Genomic DNA, 23,449 nt, shown 5'->3' on the forward strand with positions numbered 1-23,449 from the left:
CCGCGGGGCGTGCCGGTCTTCGTGCCAGACATCTTTGCACTCAAACGAACATCGTACGAGATCGTACGGGATGGAGCGGCCGAGGACGACGCCCTCGGCGGGGGTGCGGCGTCAACGCTGCGGGGGGAGGCGCACGTCGATCACGGTGCCGGTGCGCCGCACGCCGGCGGCGTCGCGGTACACGAAGGGCGCGCGCTCGACCTCGCAATTGCCGCGCGCGTCGCAGTGGGGCACGGACACGTAATCGAGGGAGATCGATTCGATCTCGACCGCGGCGACGCTCTCGAGCTCGACCGGCGTGGCGCGCCGATCGGCGTCGCGGTCGGCCCAGACGAGCAGGCGCGAGAAGTGCGGATCGAGCGCGTCGATGCGCCCGTCGTGGTTCTCGTCGAACTCACGCAGGGCGACGAAGCCGTTCGGCGCGGTGCGGCCGCTCGCGAGCGGGGACATCGAGCCGAAGAGCTCGGAGCCGTCTTCAATCGCGCCGCTGCCATCGCGGTCCAGGGCGAGCCACGGCGTGCGCGCGGTGGGCCAATCCGTCACGTGGCTCGCGCGATTCTGGAGGTCGAAGGTGTGCGTCGCATCGATCGTGTATTCGACGCTCGCCTGATCGAACGAAAGCACGAGCGGCGTAGCGCAAGCCATGTACTCCCACGCCGTCGTGCAGTCCGCGATTTCCTTGCAGTCCATGTACATCTCGCCCCAGATCTCGACGAAGTCGGGCGGGTGATTGCAGGACGCGACCTCTCCGGGCTTGCAGCCGTCGCCTCCATAGGTCGTGCATTCGCCACCCTGGCCGCCCTCGCCGTCGCCACCTTCGCCGCCGCCACCGCCTTCACCGCTGTTCTTTTCGCCGTCGCCAGAGGTGACCTCGGCCGTGCATCCGGTCGCGCCGAGCGCGAGGGCGGGAACGAGGATCTGCATGAGACGGGCGACGCGAAGAAGTTGAGCCATAAGCGAACCTCCGTAGTCCACCTCAGCAATCCCTGTGCCACGATACGCGAGGCCGCCGAATGTCGCTCCCACCGCAGCAAGGCTAGCCAAACTCGACGCCAATGGGCCACATTGCGCCAGAGACGATGTGACAACCTGCGCCAGCAGGATCTATCTCATTGTAGACGCGTCAGAGCCCCCACGGCGGCTCGCGCGACATCGGCGAGGGCCCCCTCGCGCGTCTCCTCCGGCGCGCTCGAATCCGTCAAGAGGGCCACGATCACGAGCTTTCGCCCATCCGGCAGGGTCGCGATTCCGATGTCGTTCGTGGCGCCATTGCGCCCCTCGGTGTCCGCCGACGTCCCGGTTTTATGCGCCAAACGCGCGTCTAGCGGGAGACCGGCACGGAGCCGGCGAGGCCCGGTCTTCGTGGCGTGCATGATGTCGAGGAGGACCCGCGTCGACGCGGGCGTGAGCATCTCCCCGCGATCGAGCTTCAGGAGGAAATCCGCCGCCGCCTCGGGCGTGGTCGTGTCGCGGGGATCTCGCAGGTAGGCCTCGAAGGCGCGCACCTGTTCGTCCTTGGGCAATCGATCGACCGCGGCGTCCATCCCTTTGCAGGTGGACATCGCGGGCTCGTACGCGGCGAGCCCGTGGAACTGGAGCTGCAAATCCCGCTCGTATCGATCGACGTGCATGCCCGTCACGCTCGATCGGGAAAGCAGGGCATTGATGCTGTCGGGGCCGCCAATCTCGTGCATGAGGACGTCGGCGGCCGTATTGTCGCTCACGGCGACCGATTGCGTGAGGAGGTCGAGCAGCGAGAACGATTGTGCCTCGCCTTGAAGAGCCTCCGCGAGCGGGCTCCAGCAGACGCTCAGTTCGTCGCGACGCACCTCGATCTTCGTGTCGAGCGCGAGCGCGCCCGCGTCCACGCGCGCGAGCACCGCCGCGGCGAGCGGCGCCTTGAACACGCTTTGCAGGGGAAAACGCTCGCCCGCATGATGCACCCAGCGCTGCCCAGAAGTCGGCTCGACCACGGCGACGCCGAGCCGACCTCCCGACCTCGCTTCGGCCGCGGCGACGTCCCGTTCGAGGCGCGTGACGTCGAACGCACGGGGCGGGGCGGCGCAAGCGCAGAGCAGGACGGCGGCGGAGACGGAGAGGAGTGACAAACCTTGCATGATCCGCGACGAACGCACGAGGCCCGAGCCGTATTCCCGCGTCGGCGTACGTCGAGGACGCCCCCCGGACAAACCACGCGATTGACGCACGCGCGGTTGGGTCCAAGGTACGTCCGCAGGGGGAGCCGTGGTCGAAATCAAGCGGACGGGCGATCTCGAAACGAGTGAAGACCTCGCATTCGAGCGCACGAGCCTGCGCGTCCGTTGCGTGGGCAGGGCCTTCCTCATCCTGTTCGTGCTGCTCGCCGCGGCGGGTCTTTTCGGGGATGGCCCGTTGAGCCACGCCCGCGCCGGCGACGAATCCGGTTTTTTCGTCCGGTACGAGCGTTTCGCCCGCGTGGACGGCACGACCCGATTCGAGATCCATCCCCACCCCCAAAACGCCGCCGCCCCGCGCCGATTCTTCACCTCGACGTCGCTCTTCGAGCGTGGTCACGTGGAGCATTACGTGCCTGAACCCTCTTCGGTCGAGATCGCCGCGGATCGAGCCGTCATCACCTTCCCGCGCGTCGAAGCGGGGGGCCTCGTCGTGCTCCTCCTGCGCCCCTCGCGCCCCGGGCTCCTGCGTTTTTCCCTCGGCGAAGAGGGCGGCCCCGCGCTCGACCTCTCGCTCCTCGTGTACCCGTGAGGCCATGGCCATGAACCTCGTCTTGCGCGCCGTCTGCGTTTACATGGCCCTCTTGATCGTCTTTCGCATCGCGGGCAAACGCGCGCTCGTGACGGTGACGACGTTCGATTTCCTGCTCCTGCTCATCATCAGCGAATGCACGCAACAAGCGCTGCTCGGGCAGGACTACTCCGTCACGGGCGCCATCATCCTCGTGGGGACGCTCGTGAGCCTGGAGCTAGGTTTGTCGTGGCTCAAGTGCCGGAGCACGAGATTCGAGCGGTGGCTCGACGGCACGCCGCTCGTCATCATCGAGGAGGGACGTATCCTGCGCGAGCGGCTCGCCTGGCTGAGCGTCGACGAGGAGGACATCCTGGAGGCGGCACACGTGCAGCACGGTCTCCTCCGCCTCGATCAGATCCGTTACGCGATCGTCGAACGAAACGGGGCGATCGCCATCATCCCCTGGCGGGAAGGTGGCTGAATGCTGCCGCTCTACACGTTCATCCAGCGTCGCCGAGCGCCTGGAGCGTCTTGCTCCACTTCTTCTCGGCCGCGATCTTCTTCGGCGACCGCTTGTCGTAATCCGGCGTCGCGGACGCGGACCAGCCGCCGCCGAGGAGGAGCGTGACGTTCTTGGCCGCCTCGTCGTCGCTCTTGGCGAATTTCACGGCTTCCCAGACCGCAATCTCGCCTCGGGGGCACGCGTCGGGCTTGATCCCGTGATCGATCGCCGTCTTGATGAATTCGTAGCTCTTGCCGACGAGCGCGCACCGGCGCTGGGCCTCGGGCAGGGTCGATCCGCGCATGTCGGCGCCGGCTTCGAGCAGCAAGGCCAGGGCGGGCGCATTGTTGTATTGCGCGGCGCGGTCGACGGCCTGGTCGAGCGCGGCGCGGTCAGGCTTCCCGGCGAGCTCCGCCTTGACGTCGTCGAGATCGCCGTCGGTCGAATAATAGGCGAGCATGCTCCCGTAGGTCATGGTGAGCGCGACGATCTGGAGCCCGCGGCCGGCCATGACGAGCAAGGCGAACGCGCCGAGGAGGATACCGACCCGCAGGAGCGGCTTGCCTTTGGCCTCGGTGAACTTGCGGCGCACGAACCCGCCGAAGACCGTGAGCGCCATGATGAGCACGCCGGCGGCCGCGACGCCAAAGACCTCGTCCCAGTGCTTCGGCAGCGGCGTGCTCGTGCCGGACACCGAGAGCGCGAGATTGAGGTCGAACGCGGTGTTGAGCACGCCGACGAGGGCGACGAGCACGCAGGCTCCGCCGATGAGGATCCCCAAAAGCCCGACAATGCCCACGTCCGATGATGTCTTCGACTCCGCCATGCGCCGCTCCTCGTTCGTCGAGCGGAACTTATCGCAGAAAGCGGACACGATGGGAAGAGGCGCATCGCGAGCCGCCGATCAGCTCCCGCGCTCCACGAACGCCTTCAGCGCGAGCAGATCCTTGTCACACGCCTTTTTGAAGAAGCCCCCCATGAGCTTGCCGATGAGCTTCGTGAACAGGCCGCCAGGCATGTCGATGGCGGCGTGGGTCCGCAGCAGCGTCCCCGCGCCGGCGGGCTCGAATTCGTAGTCGAAGCGGTATTCGCCCTTGCCCGTGGTCCCCTTGGTCCCGTCGACCTTGAGGCCGAGGCGTTTCGCCGGGACGAACGAGGTAACCTCGAAATGCTCGGTCGCTTCCTTCCCGAACATGCGGCGGGTCTCGCGAAACTGCGTGCCCACGTCGAAGTCGCCGGGGGTGAGGCGCTCGGCCCGCACGAACCCCTGCATCCAGTTGCCAAAGCCGTCGGGGCTCGTCATCGCCGCGAAAACACGCTCGGGTGGAGCCTCGATCCGGTGCTCGGAGGTGAAGGTGAGTCGGTGCATGGGGACAGACTGCCCCATCTCGTACGGGAATGCACGAGGTTGAATACGAATGGATTTCACCCACCTGTGGGAACCTTCACGGTTCCGTCCCTGACGACGCTGGCGATGTCGCTGGTTTGTCGCGTCGTTTGTCGCCCACCGCGCGGGAGAACAGCTTGTGCCATTGCGCGATGCCGAGGTCCGCGCGGACGAGTTTATGATCACGCACGTCCGGCGTGCGCGGCGACGTTGATAACAACATGCGCCGATCGTCCGGCTGTACCAGGGCGAACTCGGTCCCCAAGGAGAGCGCCGCGAGGAGCTTGCCCACCACGGGCACCTCCACGAAATACCGCGCGAAGATCCACGTCGCCTCGCGGCTCACAGGCGTGCACGCGACGAAGGCCCACAAACGCGCTCCGAAGCGGAGGAGCAAGAGTCCAGGGAGCCGCGCGTCGATCCGGGCGCGGAAGCCACGCTTGGGGCCATCCCCATGTCTCCGCAGCGTGCCGAACGTGCGCACCGTGTCCCCCTCGACCTTCACCTCGTACGGATCGAGCCACGTCCCAATGCCCCGCAGATATCGGCCGTGCGCGAATGGCACGTGATGCATGTCGAGCATCCCCTCCATCACGCGGAGCTGCGGCAGCGGCCACACGGTCTCGTGATCCCACGCATGTCGATCCGTTTCGGGCAGCTCCTCGAACCACGGCAGCGGAGGCAAATCTGCGGCGACGTCCCCGTGCCACAGCCACACGAGGCCGCGGTGCTCGCGCACCTCGTATCGACGAATCGAGAGATCTCGCCGGCTCGGCTTGCCTTCGGGCTCGCAGGGCATCGCCGTGCATTCACCGTCGGTCCCGAAACGAAAACCGTGATAGGGGCACGAAAGCTCGCCCGCGATCACGATGCCGAGGCCAAGGTCCGCCCCGCGATGCGGGCAAAGCGCGTCGTGGGCGACGAGCTCGCCAGCTCCGTTGCGCCAAAGCACGACGGAGCGGCCGAGCCGCTGCACGGTCCGCGGGCGCTTGCGGACGTGACGCGCGGACGCGATGGGATACCAAACGTTCCGCGGGAGCGGAGGCTCCGCGTCTTCGAGCATCGGGAGCGAGTGTCTTTCGTTGCGCGTTCGTTGTGGCATGCTCATCCAACCCTCGATGATCGAGGATGCGCACCGCGAGGACCTTCGTCAGTGACATCGGACGCCAGAAACGCTGACTTCACGCGACAACCGACGCATAACGCGCGCCTCGCCGGCCGCATCGTCGACGTCGCGGCGGCGAGCGGGGTCGACACGGCCGCCCTCTGCCGCGCGGCGGGTTTGTCGGGGGTGGACCTCGGGTCGCCGGACGTTCGCGTGCCCCTCACGTCGATTTACACGCTCGTGGAGCAAGCCGCGGCCGCGGCTTCCGAGCCGCTCTTCGGCGTGAAGGTCGCGTCCGGCGTCGAGGCCGAGATCTTCGACGTGCTCGGCTTCCTCGTCCTCACGAGCCCCACGTTCGGCGTGGCCATGGAGCGCATCCTGCGTTATCAGCGCCTCTGGAACGACGGCGAACGGTATTCGCTCGTCATCGAGGCGGGGCACGCGCACCTGCGTTACGAGCCCTTCGGCGCACCACGACCAGCGCACCGCCTCATGGCCGAGATGTTCGCCTTCGATGTGGGCGTCAATGCGCCGAGGCTCGTCGCCGAGCCCGTCTCCGCCACGGCCATACGATTTCGAGGCGAACCACCGCCGGACCGCGCCGCCTACGAGGCCGTATTCGACGCGCCCGTGACCTTCGCCTCCCCGATCGACGAGGTTGTCCTCCCCGCGGACATTTTCGAGCGGGTTATGCCGCTCGCCAACGAGGCCATGCACGCGTATTTCCAGCGCCACGCCGACGCGGCGCTCGCGCGGCTCGGCCCGGAAGCCTCGCTTCTCGCCCGATTGCGCACGTTCGTCGCCGATCGCCTCCCCGAAGGCTCTGCCGCACTCACCTCGGCCGCAGCCGCGCTCGGTATGAGCGCACGCACGCTCCAGCGGCGTCTGCGCGCCGAGGGCACGTCGTTCGAAGATCTCGTCGACGGCGTGCGGCGCGCCCGCGCCATGGCCTACCTCGACGCGCGCGTCTCCATTGCAGAGGTCGCCTATCTCCTCGGATATGCGGAGCCGAGCGTGTTTCACCGCGCATTCAAGCGGTGGATCGGCATGTCCCCCGAAGCGTGGCGGGCGGCGAACACGCGTCGGACGTCGCGCTGAGGACTCAGCTCGGCGGCGGGCCTTCGTCCTCGAGGTGCTTCTGCAAGAGCCCGAGCTTGTTCCGCGCGGAGAGAACCTGCTGCCGGAGCGACTCCGCCTCGCGCGAGAGGTCCTGCGCTTCGGCCTCGCGCGCGTCCTGCATGAGCTGCTGCGCGCCCTCGACCACGGCGCCGAGACCTTCGAGCGCCTGCGCGATCGAGGCCCGGAGCTCCGTGCGATCGGAGCCGTCCCCGGGCTCGCGCTTGACTGCCGCGGCGCGCTGCATGATCACGTTCACCTCGGCTGCCCGCGCGCCGAGCTGCGCGAACCGCTCGCGCAGGTCCAGGAACCGCGCGGCGCGCGCGTCGATCTCCACCACGCGGGCGTTGATCGTCGCCGCCGCGGCGGCCTGCCGGTCGCGCGCGGCGTTCACGGCCTCGACGAGCGACTTCAGGTGCTCGGCGAAACGCGCTTGCGAGGCGGCGGCGTCGCTCGTGGCCCGCGCCGCCTGCTCGAGCCCCTTCTGCGAGTTCAGCGGCGCCCGCCCGACCCCTGCGGCGAGCTCCTCGAAGCGCCGCAGCTCTTGCTCGAGGGACAGCGCTGCGGCCGCGAGCTCGCCTCCCTCGCCTCGACGACGATCGTCCTTGCTCATACGACGAGCATACCCACGGACGCATGCGGCGCGCCACAGCCCATGCGCGGCATGCGCACGCGAGGGGCGCGGGCGGGCCCGCCCTTGGCGGTTGTCGGGGTCGGGTGAACGCTTTGCGCTCTTTACTTGGGCACGGGCGGGATCACCACGTCCGTGATGGTGACGGCGTATCCGCCGGCCGGATACGCATACGACGAGTAACTGTCGAGGCCCCAAACCACGAGCCCGAACGGCCCGTCGCTCTTCGCCGTGTGCCTTCCATTCTGGCAGCCGTTCACGCCCACCTCGGCGCGCATCAGATCGACCGTCGTCACCTCGAATCGACCGTCCGATCCGACCGGTTTCCACCCGGCGATGACGCCGAGGCAATCGACGGTGACGTCGGAAAACCCCTTGCTCGTCTTCACGCGCGTGAGCGAGAGGTTCGTCGTCGGATAGGCGGGATCCGTGAAGAAGACGTAGTTCGAGAGGAACTGCTCGGGCGGCAGCATGATCACGAACTCCTCGTCGCCGAGGTTTTTCTCGAAATTCGGCGCCGTCGCGCCCTCGCGGGTGCCGCCCGGGATGTTGGAGGTATCCATGATCTGCGCGATCGAGAAAGGATGCGCGGTGTCCTGGCTCGACACGCGGAACGGTCCCGTCGCCTGGAAATCGGCGATCTGACCCTGCGTGAGCGTCTGGGGTGCGCCGGACACGGGCGGGTCGAACGTGAGCGTCGTCCCGTCGGCCACGCCGACCATGCGGTAATGAATGTTCTCGGGCTGGAGGTCCTTCCTGCGGGTCTCGTAAGGTGCGGCCACGTATTCGTTCGCGAGCGCGGAGACGGGCAAGATCTGCTGGTGCGTGGCCTCGCCGCCGGGCCCCGGCATGGGCTGCAGCCGGAAGAAGCGGTTTCCGGTGATGACGGCGACGGGTTTGTCGCTCAGCACCACGCTCCCGGAGGGATCCTGCGAGCTCGCCGGCAGCTCCCATTGCAGGTACTCCCCGGCCGAGAGCGTGAAGCTCGCCGGCATCCCCTTCGGCGCCGCGGAGAAATCGGAACCGGCCGGCAAATCGACGGTCGGGAGCAGGTCGACCTTCGTATCGTCCTCGGTCGCGAGGACGTGCGCGAAGAGCGGCCCCGGCGGCATGGCCGTGCCCTGGGGCGTCGCCATCACGATGTAGTTCGTGCCCCACGCCGAGGTCGGAAAGAGCAGCTCTGCGCTCGGGAAAAACGACTCGGCGCCTCCGTACGGAAGAATGTCGTACGCGCTCACGGGCGTGTCGGAGACGATATGGAACGCCTCGCCACGGCCCGTGCCCGGGACGAGCGTCGGCTCGGCGATCGCGGGCGGGACCGGGCACGTCAGGGGTTTGCCCGTCTCCGGCATGATCGAATTCGGGTCGTGCGAGAGGAAGAGCACCGCGACCTCGCCCTCCGGAATGCCCTCCGCCGGCACCGCGGGCCACGACGACTCGGGCATCCCGTTCTTGGGAATCCGGCCGAATTTCGTGACGTCGTACGATTGCCCGCCGCGCGTGACCGAGACCTTCGCGGGCCGGGACCAGGTGTTCGTCAGGAAAACCGCGAAGCAGGGCGGGAGCGCGGGCGGATAGGAGCCGGGCGTGGTGACGCGGAAATTGCAGCCGACGTTGCCCTTGCTATCGGCGGCGGCGTCGCACGCGGGCGCGCACGCCCCGTCGAGGCAGCCCTGATCGGCGGGACAAACCGAGACAACTTGCCCGGCCTCGTCGACGATCGAGCGCAGATCGGGGCTGCAGCCGAGCGTCCCGTTCGCGTCGGGCCCGCCGTCGAAGAACACGGCCCCTTCGCCGCCCGCGCCGCCATTGCCTCCCACGCCGCCGCTCGCGCCGACGCCCCCGGCCCCGCTGCCCTGCGAATCCTGCCCGCACGTCCACGTCGCGAACGCGACGCACAGGGCGAGCGTGCACTGGACGGCCGCCACGCTCGCTGCTCGAAACTTCGACCTCGTCGTCATCGCCGCCTCCGCTCCGAATCGCCCGATTGCGTATCTCGGGCCCGAACGGACAGGAGACGCGAGTTCCCGAGGCCCGTCAAGGCCCAGGTCGCCGGCAATGACAATCCGTTCAAGAGCCCGTAACCCGGGCCATCCGACGACGCCGCGCGAGCGCAATGCCCAGGCCGGCTGCGAACACGAAAAGCCCCGCGCCCTCCGCGGCCCCCGCCGTCGTACACCCGCCGCAGCCGCCGCCGACCACGCGTGTCTCGGGCTTCACGCCCGCCGGGCAGAAGAAGACCTCATCGCCGGCTCCCATCTTGTGACGACAAGCCTCGGCGAGCCCTTTTTCACGGAGAGGGCCGGCGCAGCTCTCGAATTCCGGCTGATTGCCGGGATCCCGACCATAGTGCCAGTAGCATTTCTGACAGTCGAGCCCGTCGGCGTCGCACACGTTGCGGGGCCCCGCCACGTCGGCCGCGGCGAGGGCGGTGAAGGTCGAAATCACGATGACAAGGAGTGTCGAGAAGAAGATGCGCACGTGCGCCTTGTAGCCCATGGCGTGAGAACTGTCGATCGCCTCTTGGACTTACACCCGGCTTCCGGTCAACGTCCGACGAATGCAAGGGACGCCACGATCTCCGCGGGCGCCTTTTCGACCGTGCGCCCCTTCCGCCCCGTCACCGCCGTCGCTTCCCCGAGCGCCTTCCCCAGCGCCGCCCGCGCCGCACGGGCCGCCGCGTCGAAAAGCGGGCCGAGCCCGTCGTCCCCGAGCCTGCGCGCCTCGTAAAGCCGCCCCGGCGGCGCCGTGAGGGACCCGTCGATTGCATTCGCCACCGAAAACGCGAGCGCGAGCCGCCCCTCCTCGCCGCCGATCGTCACGGCCGCGTCGATCCCACGCAGAGCCGCCTCGCCCAGCCATCGAAGCTCCGCGGGAAAGAGCGGCGCATCCGTCGCGACGATCGCCACGAATCCAGGTGAAACCGCGCGCACGGAGCTCGCCCCTCGCGGCGCCCCGCCGTTTGCCACGAGGAGCACGCCCACGACGAATGCATCGGCGCCGATACGCGCCGCGGCCGACGCGTCCCCCACGCCGCCCTTGTACCCGAGGGCCACGAGCCCCCGCCCCACGCCCACGCTCCCGCAGGCCGGCGCGTCGCCACGCGCCGCATCACACGCCGCGATCACGTCGTCGTGTTTCACCCGCCGGCGCCGGAGATCATTCAAGTACCCATCGTCGATTCCCACCACGACGGGCGGCCATCCATCGTCGACCGGCAATTCCGGGTCCCGCTTGTGCCCGCGCGTGATCAAAGCGTCGTAGGCCGCGCCCACGCTCGTCGCATTACAAAGCACGATCGGGGACGCGAACGTGCCGAAATCTTCCGCCACCTCCACGCCCGTCCACGCGAGCGCGCCGCCGGCCGCGTACGCGCCGAGGGAAAACTTTCGATGGCGCACGGACGGCGGGCACGGCAAGACCACGGTCACGCCCGTTTGCACGTCGCCCTCGGCCACGGTCACGTGGGCGACCTCGACGCCGGGGACGTCGGTGATCGAATTGCGCAGGGTGCGATCGGCCGGCATGGTTTTCCGCGTGGCTCCTAGCGCCCCGAAATCGGGCGCCCGTATTTGCGCATGATCTCCGGCAGCCGGTCGACCGGCAATGCGTAGGCCGTATTCCCTTGGATCCCGGTCATCGTCTGGGCCATCGCGAGGGCATTGAGCACGGCCTCTTCCGTGGCCTCGACCGCCGCCTCGTGCGCCACGCTGATGTGCTCGTCGTTCCAGACGGGCACCGCCGTCGACGCCGCGCCGCGCCGCACGCGGACGCCCGTCGAAAAGAAAAGCAGCAGATCGCCCGAGCCGTGCATCGACACCGCGCCGGTCCGCCCGAGCCCGAGCGCCATTCGCTTCGCGAGCCGACCGAGCTGCACCGGCGTCATGGGCGCGTCCGTGGCGCCGATGATCAAAATCGATTTCGACTTCCGGCCCTCGTAGGGCATTCCCTCGGTGATCTCTCGACCCACCGGCACCCCGTCGATGCGGAGCTGCGCCCTCCGGCCGTGGTTCGCCTGCACGAGCACGCCGAGCGTGTAATTCCCCATCGCGGCGGGAAGCCGCCGGGACGCGGTCCCAATGCCACCCTTGAACTCGTAACACAACATGCCCGTGCCGCCGCCCACGGCCCCCTCCTCGACGGGACCGCTGCGCGCCGCGAGGATCGCCTCGCGCACGTGCTCCTCCGTGAGGTGTCGGCCCTCGGCGTCGTGCAGGAACGCCGCCCAGGTCTCGCCCACGATCGGCGTGGGGACGGGCGCGCTGTCGCCGATCTCCGGGTATTTTTCGAGCATCCACGCGAGCGCCCCGTCCATCACGCGGCCGATGTTCGAGGTGTCGGTCAGGAAAATCGGCGTCTCCAGCAGGCCGTGCCGATCGAGCGTGGAGACGCCCGTGAGCTCGCCATTGCCGTTCAGCGTGAAGCGCGCCGCGGGGACATTGTCCCGCCAAACGTCTTCGCCTGGCAGGATCACGGTCACGCCCGTGCGGATCGGCCCGCGGCCGGGCACGAGTGGGCCTTCGCCTTCGATACGCGTCAAGTGCCCCACGCGCACGCCGGGCACGTCGGTGATCGCATTCCAGCGGCCGGGCGTGAGCGAACCGATCGCGATGCCGAGATCCCGGAGCCTCCGGCGAGGCGAAGGCGCGCGGGGCGCCTCGGCCGGTACAACGCTGCAACCCGCGCTGATGGCGGCGAGCGCGCCGCCAGCCAGGAGCGCGCGGCGCGAAACTCTCCCGGTGTCGCTCTTCACGGCCATCGCCGCGAGTATGCAGGTTCGAACCGCGGTTGGGAAGCTCTTCACGCGGTCACGGACGCCCCCCTCGCCTTCACGCGCGCTCGCGCCGTCGCCTCCGGCCTCGGGGGCGGCTCTCCGCTTCGGGGCGATCGCCGAGCAGTTGCCGGACGAGCAAACGCGCGAACGGCGCGGCCCCCGCAGGCTCGTGGAGGTTTGCGGGGACGAACCCCTCGCAAAGGCGCGGCGCGAGGCAAACCATGTGAATGGCGGACCAGAATGCGGCGACGCGGAGGCGTTGCTCTTCCTCCGAGCCCGCCGGCAAGGCGGGGCGTACGCGGCGGAAAAACCCTTCGAGGAAGTCGCGATACCCCTGGACCGCCGTGCCCGTGTAGTCCTGACGCGTGATGGCGTCGTGCAGGTGCGCCGCGCTGAGGCGTGGGTATCGGACGGCGTCCGGCAAGAACGCGGGCACGAAGCGTTCGAGCGCGGCGCGGACGTCCCCGCCCTCGGCCTCGACGAGCGCGTCGAGCTCGACGAGCTGCCCGCCGAGCCCATTCTCCAAGGTCCGCGCGAGCACCACCTCGACGAGCCGCTCTTTGCTCCCGAAATAGTAGTTGATCGCGGCCACGTTCACGCCCGCTTCCAGGGCGATCGCGCGCACCGTGAGGGCCTCGAGCCCTTCCCGCTCGATGACCCCGATCGCGGCCTCGATGATCCGCTCGCGCGCGCCGCCGCCCTGCTCGCTGTCCATCACGGTCCTCGGTCTTAGCCCAGATCCCGCGAGGCGGTCGAGCCCCCTGCCCTCCCTTGCGTCGAAATCCTGCTGCTCGTTGAACGAATCCTCCGACTCAAACAACTGTTTGAAACAACCGTTTGAACTGCCGCGTCGCAGGGCGCGCGCAGGCAGGAGAGGTGCGTCATGAGGGAAGAAAACGCCTGGAAAAGGCGGGGGTTCGGTTTCGTCTTCGTGGGATGCGTGGCCGCCGTGGTGCCGGCATGCGGCAGCGAGCCGGAGCGCACGCCGACATGGTATCGGGACATCCAGCCGCTGGTCGATCGCTCCTGCGCCGCGTGCCACGACGGAAGCGGCGTGGGTCGGGTGAACCTGCGCGACGCCGCGACGGCGCGGGCGCTCGCGGGCACGATGGCCGCGCGCGTGGAGTCGGGCGAGATGCCGCCCCCCGCGCTCGATCCATCGTGCCGGCCCTATGCCGGCGCGGAGAAGATGTACCTCGGCCCGGACGATCGCGCGCGCTTTCGCGCCTGGGCCGACGCAGGCGCGCCGCTCGGCGATCCAAGCGAGGCGACGACAAAGCCGGGGGCCGTCGCGCACATCGACGACCCGGATCTCGTGCTCGAAATGCCCGAGGCCCACGAGGTCACTCCGGACGACGACGGCAATGAATACTGGTGCGTGGTGCTCGACAATCCTCTCGCCACACCCGCATGGATCCAGGCGATCGAGGCGGTGCCCGGCGACCCGCTCGTCGTGCATCACATCGGGCTCTACCGGGACGCGGGGCACGACGCGGGCGCGGGGTACGGCGTTCCGCCGGGCACGAAGGGGTTTTCGTGCCGGGATCCGGTGCTCGAGCTCGATTGGCAGCTCCTGCACGCCTTCGCACCGGGCGTCGGCGTCATGGAGCTTCCGAAGGACACGGGCATCCGGCTCGATCCGGGCGAGCAGATCGTGATCCAGATGCATTATTACGCGCCGAAGTCGGGCGCGCTGGATCGGTCGGCATACCGGATGCGCCTCGCGACCGAGGCGCCCGCCGCGGAGGTCTTCATGGACGTCTTCGGCCCCGTGCCGTTCACGATCCCCGCGGGCGCCTCGCAGCACGTCGAGCGAAGCGTGATCACGAACGAGGGCCCGAAAGCCACGATTTACGGCCTCCTACCGCACATGCACCTGCTCGGCCGCTCCTATGACGCGTGGATCGAGGATGACGCAGGCGCGAACGCGTGCGTCGCGCGAGGCGATTTCGATTTCCACCACCAGGCGCTCTACATGTTCGACGAGCCAATCCCGTGGCAGCCGGGACAGCGGTTCGTCACCGAATGCACCTGGGACAACTCGGCGACCGGAAAAGGGCAAACCCATTTCCCGCCGCTCGACATCGCCTGGGGCGAAGGGACGAACCAGGAGATGTGCTTCATGGTCGCGTACCTGTCGCGGCCTTGAAGCACCTCGCTAGATATATCCGAGCTCGATCGCCCGCAGCACGGCCTTCGTCCGGTCACGCACGCCGAGCTTCGAGAAGATGCTCGATGCGTGGTTTTTCACGGTGCCCTCGGCCGTCCCCAGCATTTCGGCGATCTCGCGGTTGCTCGCCCCCGAGGCCATGAGGCGCAGGACCTCGACCTCGCGCGCCGTGAGCGCGGTGGGCGGCTCGATCACGGGGACGTCGGGCTTCAGGCGGTCGAGCCCGCGCAGGACGCGCTCGGTGATCGCCGGGTTCCAGAGCGTCCCGCCGGAGGCCACCGTGCGAATCGCCTCGGCGAGCTGCTCGAGGCCGATGTCCTTCAACAAAAACCCACGCGCCCCGAGCCGGATCCCCGCGGCCGCGACCGCGTCGTCGTCGAACGTCGTGAGCAGGATCGTGGGCGGCACCTTCGGCTTTCCGCGCAGCACCGTGAGCACGTCGAGCCCGGTTTTTCGTGGCATTCGTACGTCGAGCAGGAGCACGTCGAGCGCGGTCGTGGCCACGATCGCGAGCGCCTCCTCCCCGTCGCTCGCCTCGGCGGCGACGCGGATGTCGGGCGTGAGCGCGAGCAGGCTCTTGATGCCCTGCCGCACGAGCGTCTGATCGTCCGCGAGCAAGACGTGAATCACGGCGCAGTCATCGTCCTCTGGCGCGGCGGGACGACCGCGCGCCATTCAAAACCTTTGCCCGGACCAGGCGTCACGGTCAAGACCCCGCCGAGCGCCTCGATCCGCTCGCGCAAGCCCAGAAGGCCGCTGCCTTCCGTGGCGCTCGTCGCCCCTCGCCCGTCGTCACGCGCTTCGAGCACGACACCTTCTGGCTCCTCGGCGAGCCGGATCCATAGGTTCTCCGCGCCGCCGTGGCGCGCGGCATTCGTGATCGCCTCCTGCACGCCACGAAAGAGCGCGTGGGCCAGCGCGTCGTCCTCGACCACGAGCCCCTCGGCCAGATCGACGTGCACCCGGGGGCGCGGCAAACCCGCGGCGAGCGCTTCGATCGCGCGTGGCAGGTCGAGCGTGCGCTCCTCGCGCATCGCGCGCACGACGCCACGCACCTCGGAAAGCGTGCTCTTCGCGAGCTCGTGCGCTCGCGCGAGGGTCTCTTCGCCGGGCGACGTGCGGCGCGCGAGCTCGAGGTGGATGCTCATCGCCGTGAGGTGATGCCCCACGGCGTCGTGCAATTCGCGCGCGATGTGCAGCCGCTCGGCCGTGCGCGCACTCTCGGCGAGCATCACCTGCGCGGCGCGGAGCTCGGCGTTGACCCGCGAAAGCTCGGCGCGCGCGACCGCCTCGTGTCGCGCCACCGTCCCGATCGTCGTCGCGAAGAGCTGAAAGCCGAGCACGCCGGCCGTCCAGAACGCCGCCTGCGCCACGTCGGCGCGTCCCACGTAAAACGGAAAGATCGCCACGGTCTGCGCCGCGACCCAGCCGAGCGCCGCGCCGCGCGAGAGGAGGAGCGACGCCTGCGCCGCGACGATCGCCAAAAGCCCCGCCTCGAGCCACAGGTTCCGGAGGTGCACGAGCACGAGCGCGGAGATCGATTGCACCACGAGCAGCACGATCCGGCTCCTCGGCCCGAGCCTGTCGAGCCGCGACGCGCTTGCGAGGAACGCGCCCAGATACGCCGCGTGCGCCGCGAAGCTCACCGCCGCGGTCGAATCCAGAAGGCGCGCCGGATCCCGCACGAGCGGCAGCAAGAACGGCTGCGCGATCGCGGCCCACGCCAGCGTTCCCGCGACGAAGAGCAGCATCCGGGTGGGCGGCGGCCGGTCCATGCGCGGCGCATCGTAGCGCCTCTCACGCGCGCCTGTGCCGAAAGTCATGGTGGAAATCGACCTAGGACCATGACCACCGGCACAGGCCCCCTCCTCTTTCGCGCCCCACGATGGAGGTCATGGCGAACTTCACCTCGTTCCTCCCGACCTCGAACGAAACCCGCACCACGGACAGCGCCCCGCCCTGCTACGCTCCCTCCGCGATGACCGAGACGACGGCGGCGGAGGCGCCTCGAAAGCGACGAAAAATCGGGCGAGCCGTGCTCCTCGTGATCCTCGCGGCGATCGTGCTCCTCGCGCGGCCCGCGGATCGGCACCTGCGCGCGGCCTCGCTGCTCCTTCGTTTCGCGGACGAACGAGCGCAGGGGTTCTTGCCGGAGTACGGAAAACACGCGCTCGAGGAAAGCCTGACCGAGGTGCCCTCCACGCGTGGCCCCGTACGGGCGCGCGTGTATTCGCCCGTGGGCGTGGCGAATGCGCCGGGCGTGGTGATCGTGCACGGCGTGCATCGCCTCGCCATCGACGAGCCGCGCCTCATGCGGTTCGCCCGCGCGATCGCGGCGTCGGGCGTCGTCGTGCTCACGCCCGAGGTGAAGGAGATCGCCGATTATCGTATCGATCCGGCCTCGATCGAGACGCTCGGCGCGGCCGCGCATTCGCTGCGCGAGCGCCTCGGCGACCGGCCCGTGGGCCTCATGGGCATGAGCTTCGCGGGCGGGCTCGCGCTCCGCGCTGCGTCGGACGGGGCGTTCGCCAAGGACATCGGGTTCGTCGTGGCAATCGGGGCGCATCACGACATGCGGCGCGTGCTCGAGTTTTTCAAGAAGAACGAGACCTCGTGGCCGGACGGGCACAAGGAGGCGCTCGCCGCGCACCCGTATGGCGCGTTGGTCCTGCTTTATTCGCACGTCGAGGCCCTCGTCCCGCCGGCCGACGTGGCCGCGGCGCAGGGCGCGATCCGGCTCTGGCTCTGGGACGATCGCGAGGCCTCGAAAGCGAAGCTCGCGGAGCTCAGTGCCGAGGCGAGGACCAAGGTCGAGGCGCTGCTCGAAGGAAAGGCCGACGTGCCGGCGCTCATCGACGAGATGACGAAACACCCCGAGCAAGCGCTCTCGGTCTCGCCCGCGGGGCACCTCGGCGAGCTACACGCCCCGGTGTTCTTGCTTCACGGCGCGACGGATTCGGTGATTCCGGCCTCGGAGACCCAATGGCTCGCCCACGACGTCCCGCCGGCGCTGCTCCGCGCCGCGCTCGTGACGCCGGCCGTCGAGCATGTCGAGCTCCGCGGAGAGCCGTCGTTCGCGCAGCAATGGGAGCTCGTCCGGTTCATGGCGGACGTGCTCGACGTGGCGAACGACTGAGCGACGCTCACTGCGTGCAGGCCAGATAAACCCGCAGTGCTTCGAGGTCGGTCTCGCTCAGCTTGCCGGTCGGAGGCATCGCGCCTTCCGCGGCCTCGCTGTACATCTCCGCCGCCTCTGCCTTGATCTCGTCCGCCGACGAGAAATCGTATCCGCCCGCCGGCGTCCCGTTGGCGTAATTCGGATTGTGGCAAACCGTGCAGGAATTGGTGATCACGCTCAGGCCCGCCGTCTGCTGCGCGGACGAGTCGGGCGGGCACTCGCCGAGACCCTCGCTGTCGCTCCCGCAACCCGCGAGCGCGCCAAACGCGGCCATGGAAAACGCGAGTAAGCACACAAGCATGTTCTTTTGCGATAGCGTGGACATAATTTCCACTCTACCGGGATGGCGCGGTGTGGCAACACGAAACTGCCGCCCCGTTGCCTTCTCGTTTCCGTTGGGGCAAGGATGCGCCCCATGAAACGACGACTGCTTGCGCTGGCCCTCCTGGCCGCGCCGATGCTCGCTTGTGGCTCCTCGACGCCGGAGGCCGAAAACCCCGAGACGAGCGCCACCGAGACCACCACCACGACGAACCCCACGCCCACGGCGACGCCGGAAGCCGCGCCCACGGCAACGCCGACGGCCGCGCCGGCGGCCGCGAAGGAGCCCTCGCCCGAGGAGCTCAAGAAGGCCAAGGCGGCCCAGGAGCTCGCCGCCGACCGCACGAAGTGGGAAGCCGAGGCGAAGGCCGAGGACACGCGCTTCACGCCGGAAATCCACGCCGAGGCGAAGAAGCTCGCCGACGCGAAGCACGCGTCGCTCGACGCCGCGCTCAAGGTCGTGCTCGCGGGCAAGCACCGCGTGGCCAAAAACGCCGAGCGCGACAAGTACCGCCACCCCCAGGAGACGCTGAAGTTCTTCGGCCTCACGCCGAAGCAGACAGTGCTCGAATACGGCCCTGGTGAGGGCTGGTGGACGGAGATCCTCGCGCCCACGCTGGCGACGCAGGGCAAGCTGCTCGTGACGACGACCGACCCGAAGGGCCCGGCCGACGCGCGGAGCACGTTCTACGGGCAGCGCCTGGTGCGCTTCCTCGATCGCGCGCCCGAGCTCTACAGCAAGGTCGACCGGATCGTGATCGACGGCAAGAGCCCGAAGTTCGGCCTCGAAAACAAGGTCGACCTGGTGATCGTGATGCGGTCGCTCCACGGCCTGCACCGCGACAAACTCCTGCCCGGCTTCCTCGCCGAGGTGTTCAAGGCGCTGAAGCCCGGCGGCGTGCTCGGCGTCGAGCAGCACCGCGCCAAGGCCGACGCGGACCCCGACAAGAGCGCGGAGCAGGGCTACCTGCCCGAGGCGTTCGTGATCAAGCAGGCCGAGGCCGCAGGCTTCAAGCTCGAGGGCAAGTCCGAGGTCAACGCGAACGCGAAGGACACGAAGGACTACCCCGAAGGCGTCTGGACGCTGCCTCCCACGCTGGAGCTCGGCGACAAGGACAAGGATAAGTACCTGGCCATCGGCGAGAGCGATCGCATGACGCTCAAGTTCGTGAAGCCGAAGAAGTAATTTCTCCCCACGACCCAAGGACGGGGGCGCATCGGACAAGAAGGACCATGCGCCCCCGTTTGCTTTTGTTTCCAGCGCTCGCAGCTGTCTTGCTCGCCGGGGGGTGTGCGGGACGGGAAGCGCAAAAGGTCGCTGCACCTGCGGCTCGGGCTGCGCCGAAGGAGAGTGCGCCGCCTGGCGGGGACGCCTGGCCCTCGCGCCGTAGCGTGCAGTTGTCGCACGATTTCGAGGAGATCGGCGGTGTGGCGGTGTCGGCCGGGGGCGTGCTCGTGGCCGTCGCGGACCATGAATCCGCGGCCGCCGGGTGCTTCGGGTACACCAATGTCGAGATCACCGTGCACACGGGCGCGGAGGGCGACGAGATCGCCTCGCTACGTTTGCACGACCTCAGCCTCGACGAAATGGCCTTCGCGCCCTCGGGCGAGACCCTCGCGATCGTGGCCCGGCGGGGCATCGGCGGTTTTGGTGGCCCCGCTGCGACGCTCGCGCTGCTCGACCCGCGCACGGGCGCGTCCCACGCGTTCGATATCGAACCGCCTTCCGGGTACGGCGGGCTCCGGCTCTCGGTCGCAAAAACGGCCGTGGTCGTCGGCGTTTTCCCCGATGGAAAGGTCTTTCTGCGAAAACTCCCCTCGGGCGAGCCGCTCGCCACGTTCAGCGATCCTTCCTTCACCGCCATGGCGCTCTCCGAGGACGGGAGCACGCTGGCACTCGGCACGAAGGACGGTCGGATCCGATTGCGAGGTTTACCCGACGGGCGCGTCGTCGGTGAGCTCGCGAGCCCGTCCGGTGCGCCGAAAAGCCTGCGGTTCCGGGGCGAGCGCATCATTTCCGAGGTGGAAGGCGGGCAGATCTGGGGCGTCCCGGTCTCCGGGGCGCCGCCGGTGCGCCTCGGGCAGGTTCGTCCGGGCGCGAGGTTCGTCGGAGTTGCCTCGGACGGCCAGGTCGTCGACGTGTTACGCAAGGAGGAGGTGGCGACCGTGGCGCAGGGCCCGCGCTCGTTCACCCTGCCGCGATCCTATCCTCTTCACGCCGACGTCGTGGCGGCGCTGTCGCCGGAGGGGGATCGTGTCGTCGCGGCGCGCAGCTCGCGCGTGTTCCTTCGGCGCCCGGGAGACCTCACGGCCGACGGGATCACACTCGGGCCGCACCTCGCGATCCCGGCCTTCGGCGTGGGCCCGCTCGCGGACGGAGCCGTGCTCCTCGGCGCGAGGTGGGACGATGGCACGGCGCGGATATGGAATGTGCGGACAGGACAACCGATCGTCCTGGAAAACGGTCCGCTGCCGCGCTTGTCCTCGCTTGCGATCCATGAAAAGGGCGCCGTGGCCACGGTGGACCAGGGCGGCACGGCGATCCTGTGGGATCGACAGGGCACGACGTTGAAGCCGCGTCACGCTTTGCGGACGAACAGCCCCGCGACCGTGGTGACGTTCGACGGGTCGGGGGATCGGATCCTGGTCGGGACGCGGCGGGGCGAGATGGTGATCGCCGAGAGTTCGACCGGAAAAACCCGGCGAGTGGTGCGCACCGGGAGCAAGCCCGTGTTGTCCATCAAGATGATGGGCGAAAAGACGGCGTGGGTCGAGGTCGCCTGGGACCGCGAATGGAACCAGATGCTCATGGTCGACCTCGAGACGGGAAAGCAGAAACCCGACGAGGAAAAAGGCACCATCGGCCTGCTGGGTGGGGATCCCAATGCGCCGACCGAGTCCTGGGGGACGGCCAAGCCGCGGCTCCGGCTCGATTGCTGGGACGCGGTCTGCCGGCTCTCCGAGGAAGACGCGTCGCGAGGTGGTGATTCCATCCGTCTTTTGGCGCGCTTCGGCGTACTCGATCGACCCGGCGCAGTGTTCGTCATGACCGACGACGGGCGTGTGGACACGCTGGGCACCACGTCGGCCGATTTCTTCACGTGTCGCGAAGACGGAAAAACCTACCCGCTCGCTCATTGCCCCGACGCCATCGCAGCTCCAGGGCTGCTCGGGCGCGCGCTCGATACAGCCTGCGCTCAGGGCGCGGCGTTCTGCCCGAGATAACGCGCCGGATCGATCGCCTCGCCATAATCGCGCACCTCGAAGTGGACGTGCGGACCTCCCTCGGGCGCGCCGACCTCGCCGAGGACATCTCCGCGAGCGACGACCGCGCCGACCTCTGCTTTCACGTTCGCGAGGTGCCGATACCGCGTCTCGATGCCGCGGCCGTGCGCGAGGACCAGCACGGGCTCGCCTTTCGCATTCTTCTCGATACGGTCGACCGTCCCGTCGAGGGGCGCGAGCACCGTCGTCCCGGCCGCGGCCGCGAGGTCCACGCCCTCGTGCGGCGCGCTGGTTTGTCCGGGCGTTGCGTCGCCGAAATGCAAGGTCACGCGCGCGCCGGGGAGCGGGTGCGAGGAGCGCGAGGCTACTTTTCCACGTACGCGCTCACGCCAGGTGTCGTACGTCGCGGAGCGCGCCGCGTGACGCTCGTTCCACATGCCCGTGGTGAGCGCGCGGTACTTCTCGGTCTCCTCCGAGAGCTCGGCCTTCCCATCGAGCCACGCGCGCACGCGGTTCTCGCCGCCGTTGTACGCCGCGGCCGAGAGCTCGAACGCGCGCGCCGGGTCTTTTTTGCCAAACTCGACGAACTGCTTGCCGAAGTACGAGGCGCCGAGATCGAGGTTGTAGGCCGGATCGAGCAGGCGTTCGTCGGCGTGATCGGCAATGCCGAGCTCCTTGGCGACCGTGACGGCCGTGCCGGGCATGAGCTGCATCAGGCCGAGGGCGCCGGCCGGGCTCTTCGCCTTCGGATCGCCTCCCGACTCGACGAGCGTGAGGATCGCGACGGCCTCGGGATCGACGTTGCCCTTCCGGGCAGACGCGGCGATGGCCGATTCCCAGCGCAAGATCGCGGGCGGCAACCAGGGAATGCCGAGCGCGGCCGACGGGGCCTTCGTCCCGGTGATGCCGGGTTTTTCCACGGCGGGCGGCGGCTCGCCGCCACAAGCGGCGAGCGTGGCGAGGGCGAGACCAAGCGTGCTCGCGAGCGCAAGCGCCGGCGCGGCGAGGGCGCGGCCCGTGGGCGCATGGGGCGTTTTGCCATCGATCAAACGACGAATCCTCATGACGAGCGAACCTCCATTCGACCCGAGCGCGAGCTCGGGCGTGCGTGCGCGCATCCCCTCCAGCGCGGCGAGAGCGCGGGCATAACGAACCGGGTCTCCGACGGCCGCCACGGCGTCGTCGTCGCAGAGGTGCTCACGCTCCCTCCGTGCGACGCGCGAGACCCAGTGGACGGCCGGGTGATAGAACAACGCTGCCTCGACGATCGATTGCAGGATGTTCGTCAGGACATCGAACCTGCGCACGTGCGCGAGCTCGTGCGCGAGCAGGGCCGTGAGGCAAGACGGCGGAAGATCCGTGAGCGCGGCGAGCGGCACGAGCACGACGGGCCGGAGCCAGCCGATGACCATGGGCACGTCCACGCGATCCGAGCCGACGAGCCGCACGCCCTTCCGGACGCCGAGGCGCCGGGCGAGTTTGTCGAAGCGAACCTCGAGCGCCGAGGACACGGGCACCGTATGATGGCGAATCAAAGACGAGAGGCGCGCGAGCCCCACGGCGAGGCGGGCCGACATGAAGAGCGCGCCAAGGGTCCACGCCATCACGACGATCGCGGGCCACAGGGGCGGACCGCTGCCCGCCGCGGGCGCGGCGATCGTGGCCCAGGCGTTCGGCGGGACGAACGCTTCGGCGGCGAGGGCCGCGTGGAAATAGGCAAACGTCAAAGGTGGCGCGAGCGCCATGAGGGCGAGCGCGGCGCAGGCGGCCGTATACCGCGCGGCGGCGTGGCTGCGCGGCAGGCCTGCGAGGGTCGCGGCGAGAAAGAGGGCGATCACCACGCCTTGCCAGAGGAAATGGAGGAGCGCGAGCCCGAGCGCCGCGACGAACGGCGAGGTGGCGAGGTTGGCGAGGCTCATTTCGACTTCTTTCGCTCCATGTCGTCGAGCAGCGCGCGAATCTCGGCGAGCTCCTCGCGGGACGCTCGCTCGGTCGAGAGCGCGCGCATGACGAGCCGCGACGCCGAGCCGCCGAACGCCTTTTCCACGAGGTCGTGCACGAGCCCTTTTTGAGCCTGTTCCTCGGGGATCGTCGCTCGATACACGTGGCTCTTGCCCGCCTCGTCGCGCTCGACGAGCCCTTTCTGGGCCATGATCTGCATGAGCTTGAGCACCGTCGTGTACCCCGTGCCCTGGACAGGCTTCAGATCCTCGTGGACCTCACGCACCGTCGAGGGGCCGCGGCGCCAGAGGACGCGCAGGATCGCGAGCTCCGCGTCCGTGGGGAGCGACCTGTTCACCATGGTCCGGATGA

23 protein-coding genes are annotated in these 23,449 nt (G+C 68.9%); 7 read left to right on the forward strand and 16 right to left on the reverse strand.

What is annotated here, in order from left to right:
- Positions 1-111: 111 nt before the first annotated feature.
- Together KEG57_RS14670 and bla are read right to left on the reverse strand one after the other, a co-directional pair.
- Positions 112-954, reverse strand: coding sequence for an SPM autocatalytic domain-containing protein (locus KEG57_RS14670; protein WP_272458551.1), 843 nt, complete (start codon positions 952-954; stop codon positions 112-114).
- Between the two features lie 155 nt (positions 955-1,109).
- Positions 1,110-2,207, reverse strand: a complete 1,098-nt coding sequence (gene bla, locus KEG57_RS14675; RefSeq protein ID WP_272458552.1) for a class A beta-lactamase — start codon at positions 2,205-2,207, stop codon at positions 1,110-1,112.
- Between the two features lie 37 nt (positions 2,208-2,244).
- Between bla and KEG57_RS14680 the strand changes: the two genes are divergently transcribed.
- The gene (locus tag KEG57_RS14680; protein ID WP_272458553.1) at positions 2,245-2,745 is read left to right on the forward strand and encodes a hypothetical protein; all 501 of its coding nucleotides are present in this window, start codon (positions 2,245-2,247) and stop codon (positions 2,743-2,745) included.
- A 4-nt stretch (positions 2,746-2,749) separates the two neighbouring features.
- A complete protein-coding gene (locus tag KEG57_RS14685) occupies positions 2,750-3,208 on the forward strand; it encodes a DUF421 domain-containing protein (RefSeq protein WP_272420413.1) in 459 nt (152 codons plus the stop codon).
- A gap of 19 nt (positions 3,209-3,227) precedes the next feature.
- Here the strand turns inward: KEG57_RS14685 and KEG57_RS14690 are convergent, their stop codons facing one another.
- From KEG57_RS14690 to KEG57_RS14700, 3 genes are all read right to left on the reverse strand, one after another.
- A complete protein-coding gene (locus KEG57_RS14690; RefSeq protein ID WP_272458554.1) occupies positions 3,228-4,103 on the reverse strand; it encodes a hypothetical protein in 876 nt (291 codons plus the stop codon).
- A 30-nt stretch (positions 4,104-4,133) separates the two neighbouring features.
- Positions 4,134-4,598, reverse strand: coding sequence for an SRPBCC family protein (locus tag KEG57_RS14695; protein ID WP_272458555.1), 465 nt, complete (start codon positions 4,596-4,598; stop codon positions 4,134-4,136).
- Between the two features lie 76 nt (positions 4,599-4,674).
- Positions 4,675-5,679: a Rieske 2Fe-2S domain-containing protein gene (locus tag KEG57_RS14700; protein ID WP_272458556.1), complete on the reverse strand. Its 1,005-nt coding sequence runs from the start codon at positions 5,677-5,679 to the stop codon at positions 4,675-4,677.
- 90 nt (positions 5,680-5,769) lie between these two features.
- Between KEG57_RS14700 and KEG57_RS14705 the strand changes: the two genes are divergently transcribed.
- A complete protein-coding gene (locus KEG57_RS14705; protein ID WP_272458557.1) occupies positions 5,770-6,819 on the forward strand; it encodes an AraC family transcriptional regulator in 1,050 nt (349 codons plus the stop codon).
- Positions 6,820-6,823: 4 nt separating this feature from the next.
- Here KEG57_RS14705 and KEG57_RS14710 read toward each other — a convergent pair whose 3' ends face one another.
- The 6 genes from KEG57_RS14710 to KEG57_RS14735 form a co-directional block, all read right to left on the reverse strand.
- Positions 6,824-7,450 (reverse strand): hypothetical protein, encoded by a 627-nt coding sequence (locus KEG57_RS14710; RefSeq protein ID WP_272420422.1) that lies wholly within the window; start codon positions 7,448-7,450, stop codon positions 6,824-6,826.
- A gap of 122 nt (positions 7,451-7,572) precedes the next feature.
- Entirely contained in the window at positions 7,573-9,429 is a 1,857-nt protein-coding gene (locus KEG57_RS14715; RefSeq protein ID WP_272458558.1) for an IgGFc-binding protein, read from the reverse strand.
- A 109-nt stretch (positions 9,430-9,538) separates the two neighbouring features.
- Entirely contained in the window at positions 9,539-9,967 is a 429-nt protein-coding gene (locus KEG57_RS14720; RefSeq protein WP_272420425.1) for an MYXO-CTERM sorting domain-containing protein, read from the reverse strand.
- 47 nt (positions 9,968-10,014) lie between these two features.
- A complete protein-coding gene (locus KEG57_RS14725) occupies positions 10,015-10,995 on the reverse strand; it encodes a P1 family peptidase (protein ID WP_272458559.1) in 981 nt (326 codons plus the stop codon).
- Positions 10,996-11,012: 17 nt separating this feature from the next.
- Positions 11,013-12,227: a DmpA family aminopeptidase gene (locus KEG57_RS14730; protein ID WP_272458560.1), complete on the reverse strand. Its 1,215-nt coding sequence runs from the start codon at positions 12,225-12,227 to the stop codon at positions 11,013-11,015.
- 70 nt (positions 12,228-12,297) lie between these two features.
- Positions 12,298-12,957, reverse strand: coding sequence for a TetR/AcrR family transcriptional regulator (locus KEG57_RS14735; RefSeq protein WP_272458561.1), 660 nt, complete (start codon positions 12,955-12,957; stop codon positions 12,298-12,300).
- Positions 12,958-13,125: 168 nt separating this feature from the next.
- On the opposite strand from KEG57_RS14735, the gene KEG57_RS14740 reads away from it, so the two are divergent.
- Positions 13,126-14,391: a monooxygenase gene (locus KEG57_RS14740; protein WP_272458562.1), complete on the forward strand. Its 1,266-nt coding sequence runs from the start codon at positions 13,126-13,128 to the stop codon at positions 14,389-14,391.
- Positions 14,392-14,400: 9 nt separating this feature from the next.
- Here the strand turns inward: KEG57_RS14740 and KEG57_RS14745 are convergent, their stop codons facing one another.
- Entirely contained in the window at positions 14,401-15,042 is a 642-nt protein-coding gene (locus KEG57_RS14745; RefSeq protein ID WP_272458563.1) for a response regulator, read from the reverse strand.
- The gene (locus KEG57_RS14750; protein ID WP_272420432.1) at positions 15,039-16,235 is read right to left on the reverse strand and encodes a sensor histidine kinase; all 1,197 of its coding nucleotides are present in this window, start codon (positions 16,233-16,235) and stop codon (positions 15,039-15,041) included. The genes KEG57_RS14745 and KEG57_RS14750 overlap by 4 nt, the downstream gene beginning before the upstream one ends.
- Before the next feature lie 155 nt (positions 16,236-16,390).
- Here KEG57_RS14750 and KEG57_RS14755 point away from each other — a divergent pair, with 155 nt between their 5' ends.
- Complete coding sequence (locus KEG57_RS14755; RefSeq protein ID WP_272458564.1) at positions 16,391-17,548, forward strand: alpha/beta hydrolase family protein; 1,158 nt, start codon at positions 16,391-16,393, stop codon at positions 17,546-17,548.
- Positions 17,549-17,555: 7 nt separating this feature from the next.
- Here KEG57_RS14755 and KEG57_RS14760 read toward each other — a convergent pair whose 3' ends face one another.
- Complete coding sequence (locus KEG57_RS14760; protein ID WP_272458565.1) at positions 17,556-17,915, reverse strand: c-type cytochrome; 360 nt, start codon at positions 17,913-17,915, stop codon at positions 17,556-17,558.
- Between the two features lie 90 nt (positions 17,916-18,005).
- Here KEG57_RS14760 and KEG57_RS14765 point away from each other — a divergent pair, with 90 nt between their 5' ends.
- Both KEG57_RS14765 and KEG57_RS14770 read left to right on the forward strand, forming a co-directional pair.
- Entirely contained in the window at positions 18,006-19,097 is a 1,092-nt protein-coding gene (locus KEG57_RS14765) for a class I SAM-dependent methyltransferase (RefSeq protein WP_272420436.1), read from the forward strand.
- 206 nt (positions 19,098-19,303) lie between these two features.
- A complete protein-coding gene (locus tag KEG57_RS14770; protein ID WP_272458566.1) occupies positions 19,304-21,136 on the forward strand; it encodes a WD40 repeat domain-containing protein in 1,833 nt (610 codons plus the stop codon).
- On the opposite strand, the gene KEG57_RS14775 is transcribed toward KEG57_RS14770, so the two are convergent.
- A complete protein-coding gene (locus tag KEG57_RS14775) occupies positions 21,109-23,055 on the reverse strand; it encodes a M56 family metallopeptidase (RefSeq protein ID WP_272458567.1) in 1,947 nt (648 codons plus the stop codon). The genes KEG57_RS14770 and KEG57_RS14775 overlap by 28 nt on opposite strands.
- Positions 23,052-23,438 carry a BlaI/MecI/CopY family transcriptional regulator gene (locus KEG57_RS14780; RefSeq protein WP_272420442.1) on the reverse strand — a complete coding sequence of 129 codons (387 nt, stop codon included), beginning with the start codon at positions 23,436-23,438 and terminating at the stop codon, positions 23,052-23,054. Before KEG57_RS14780 ends, KEG57_RS14775 begins: the two co-directional genes overlap by 4 nt.
- Positions 23,439-23,449: the final 11 nt, after the last annotated feature.

Source organism: Polyangium jinanense, from assembly GCF_028435365.1.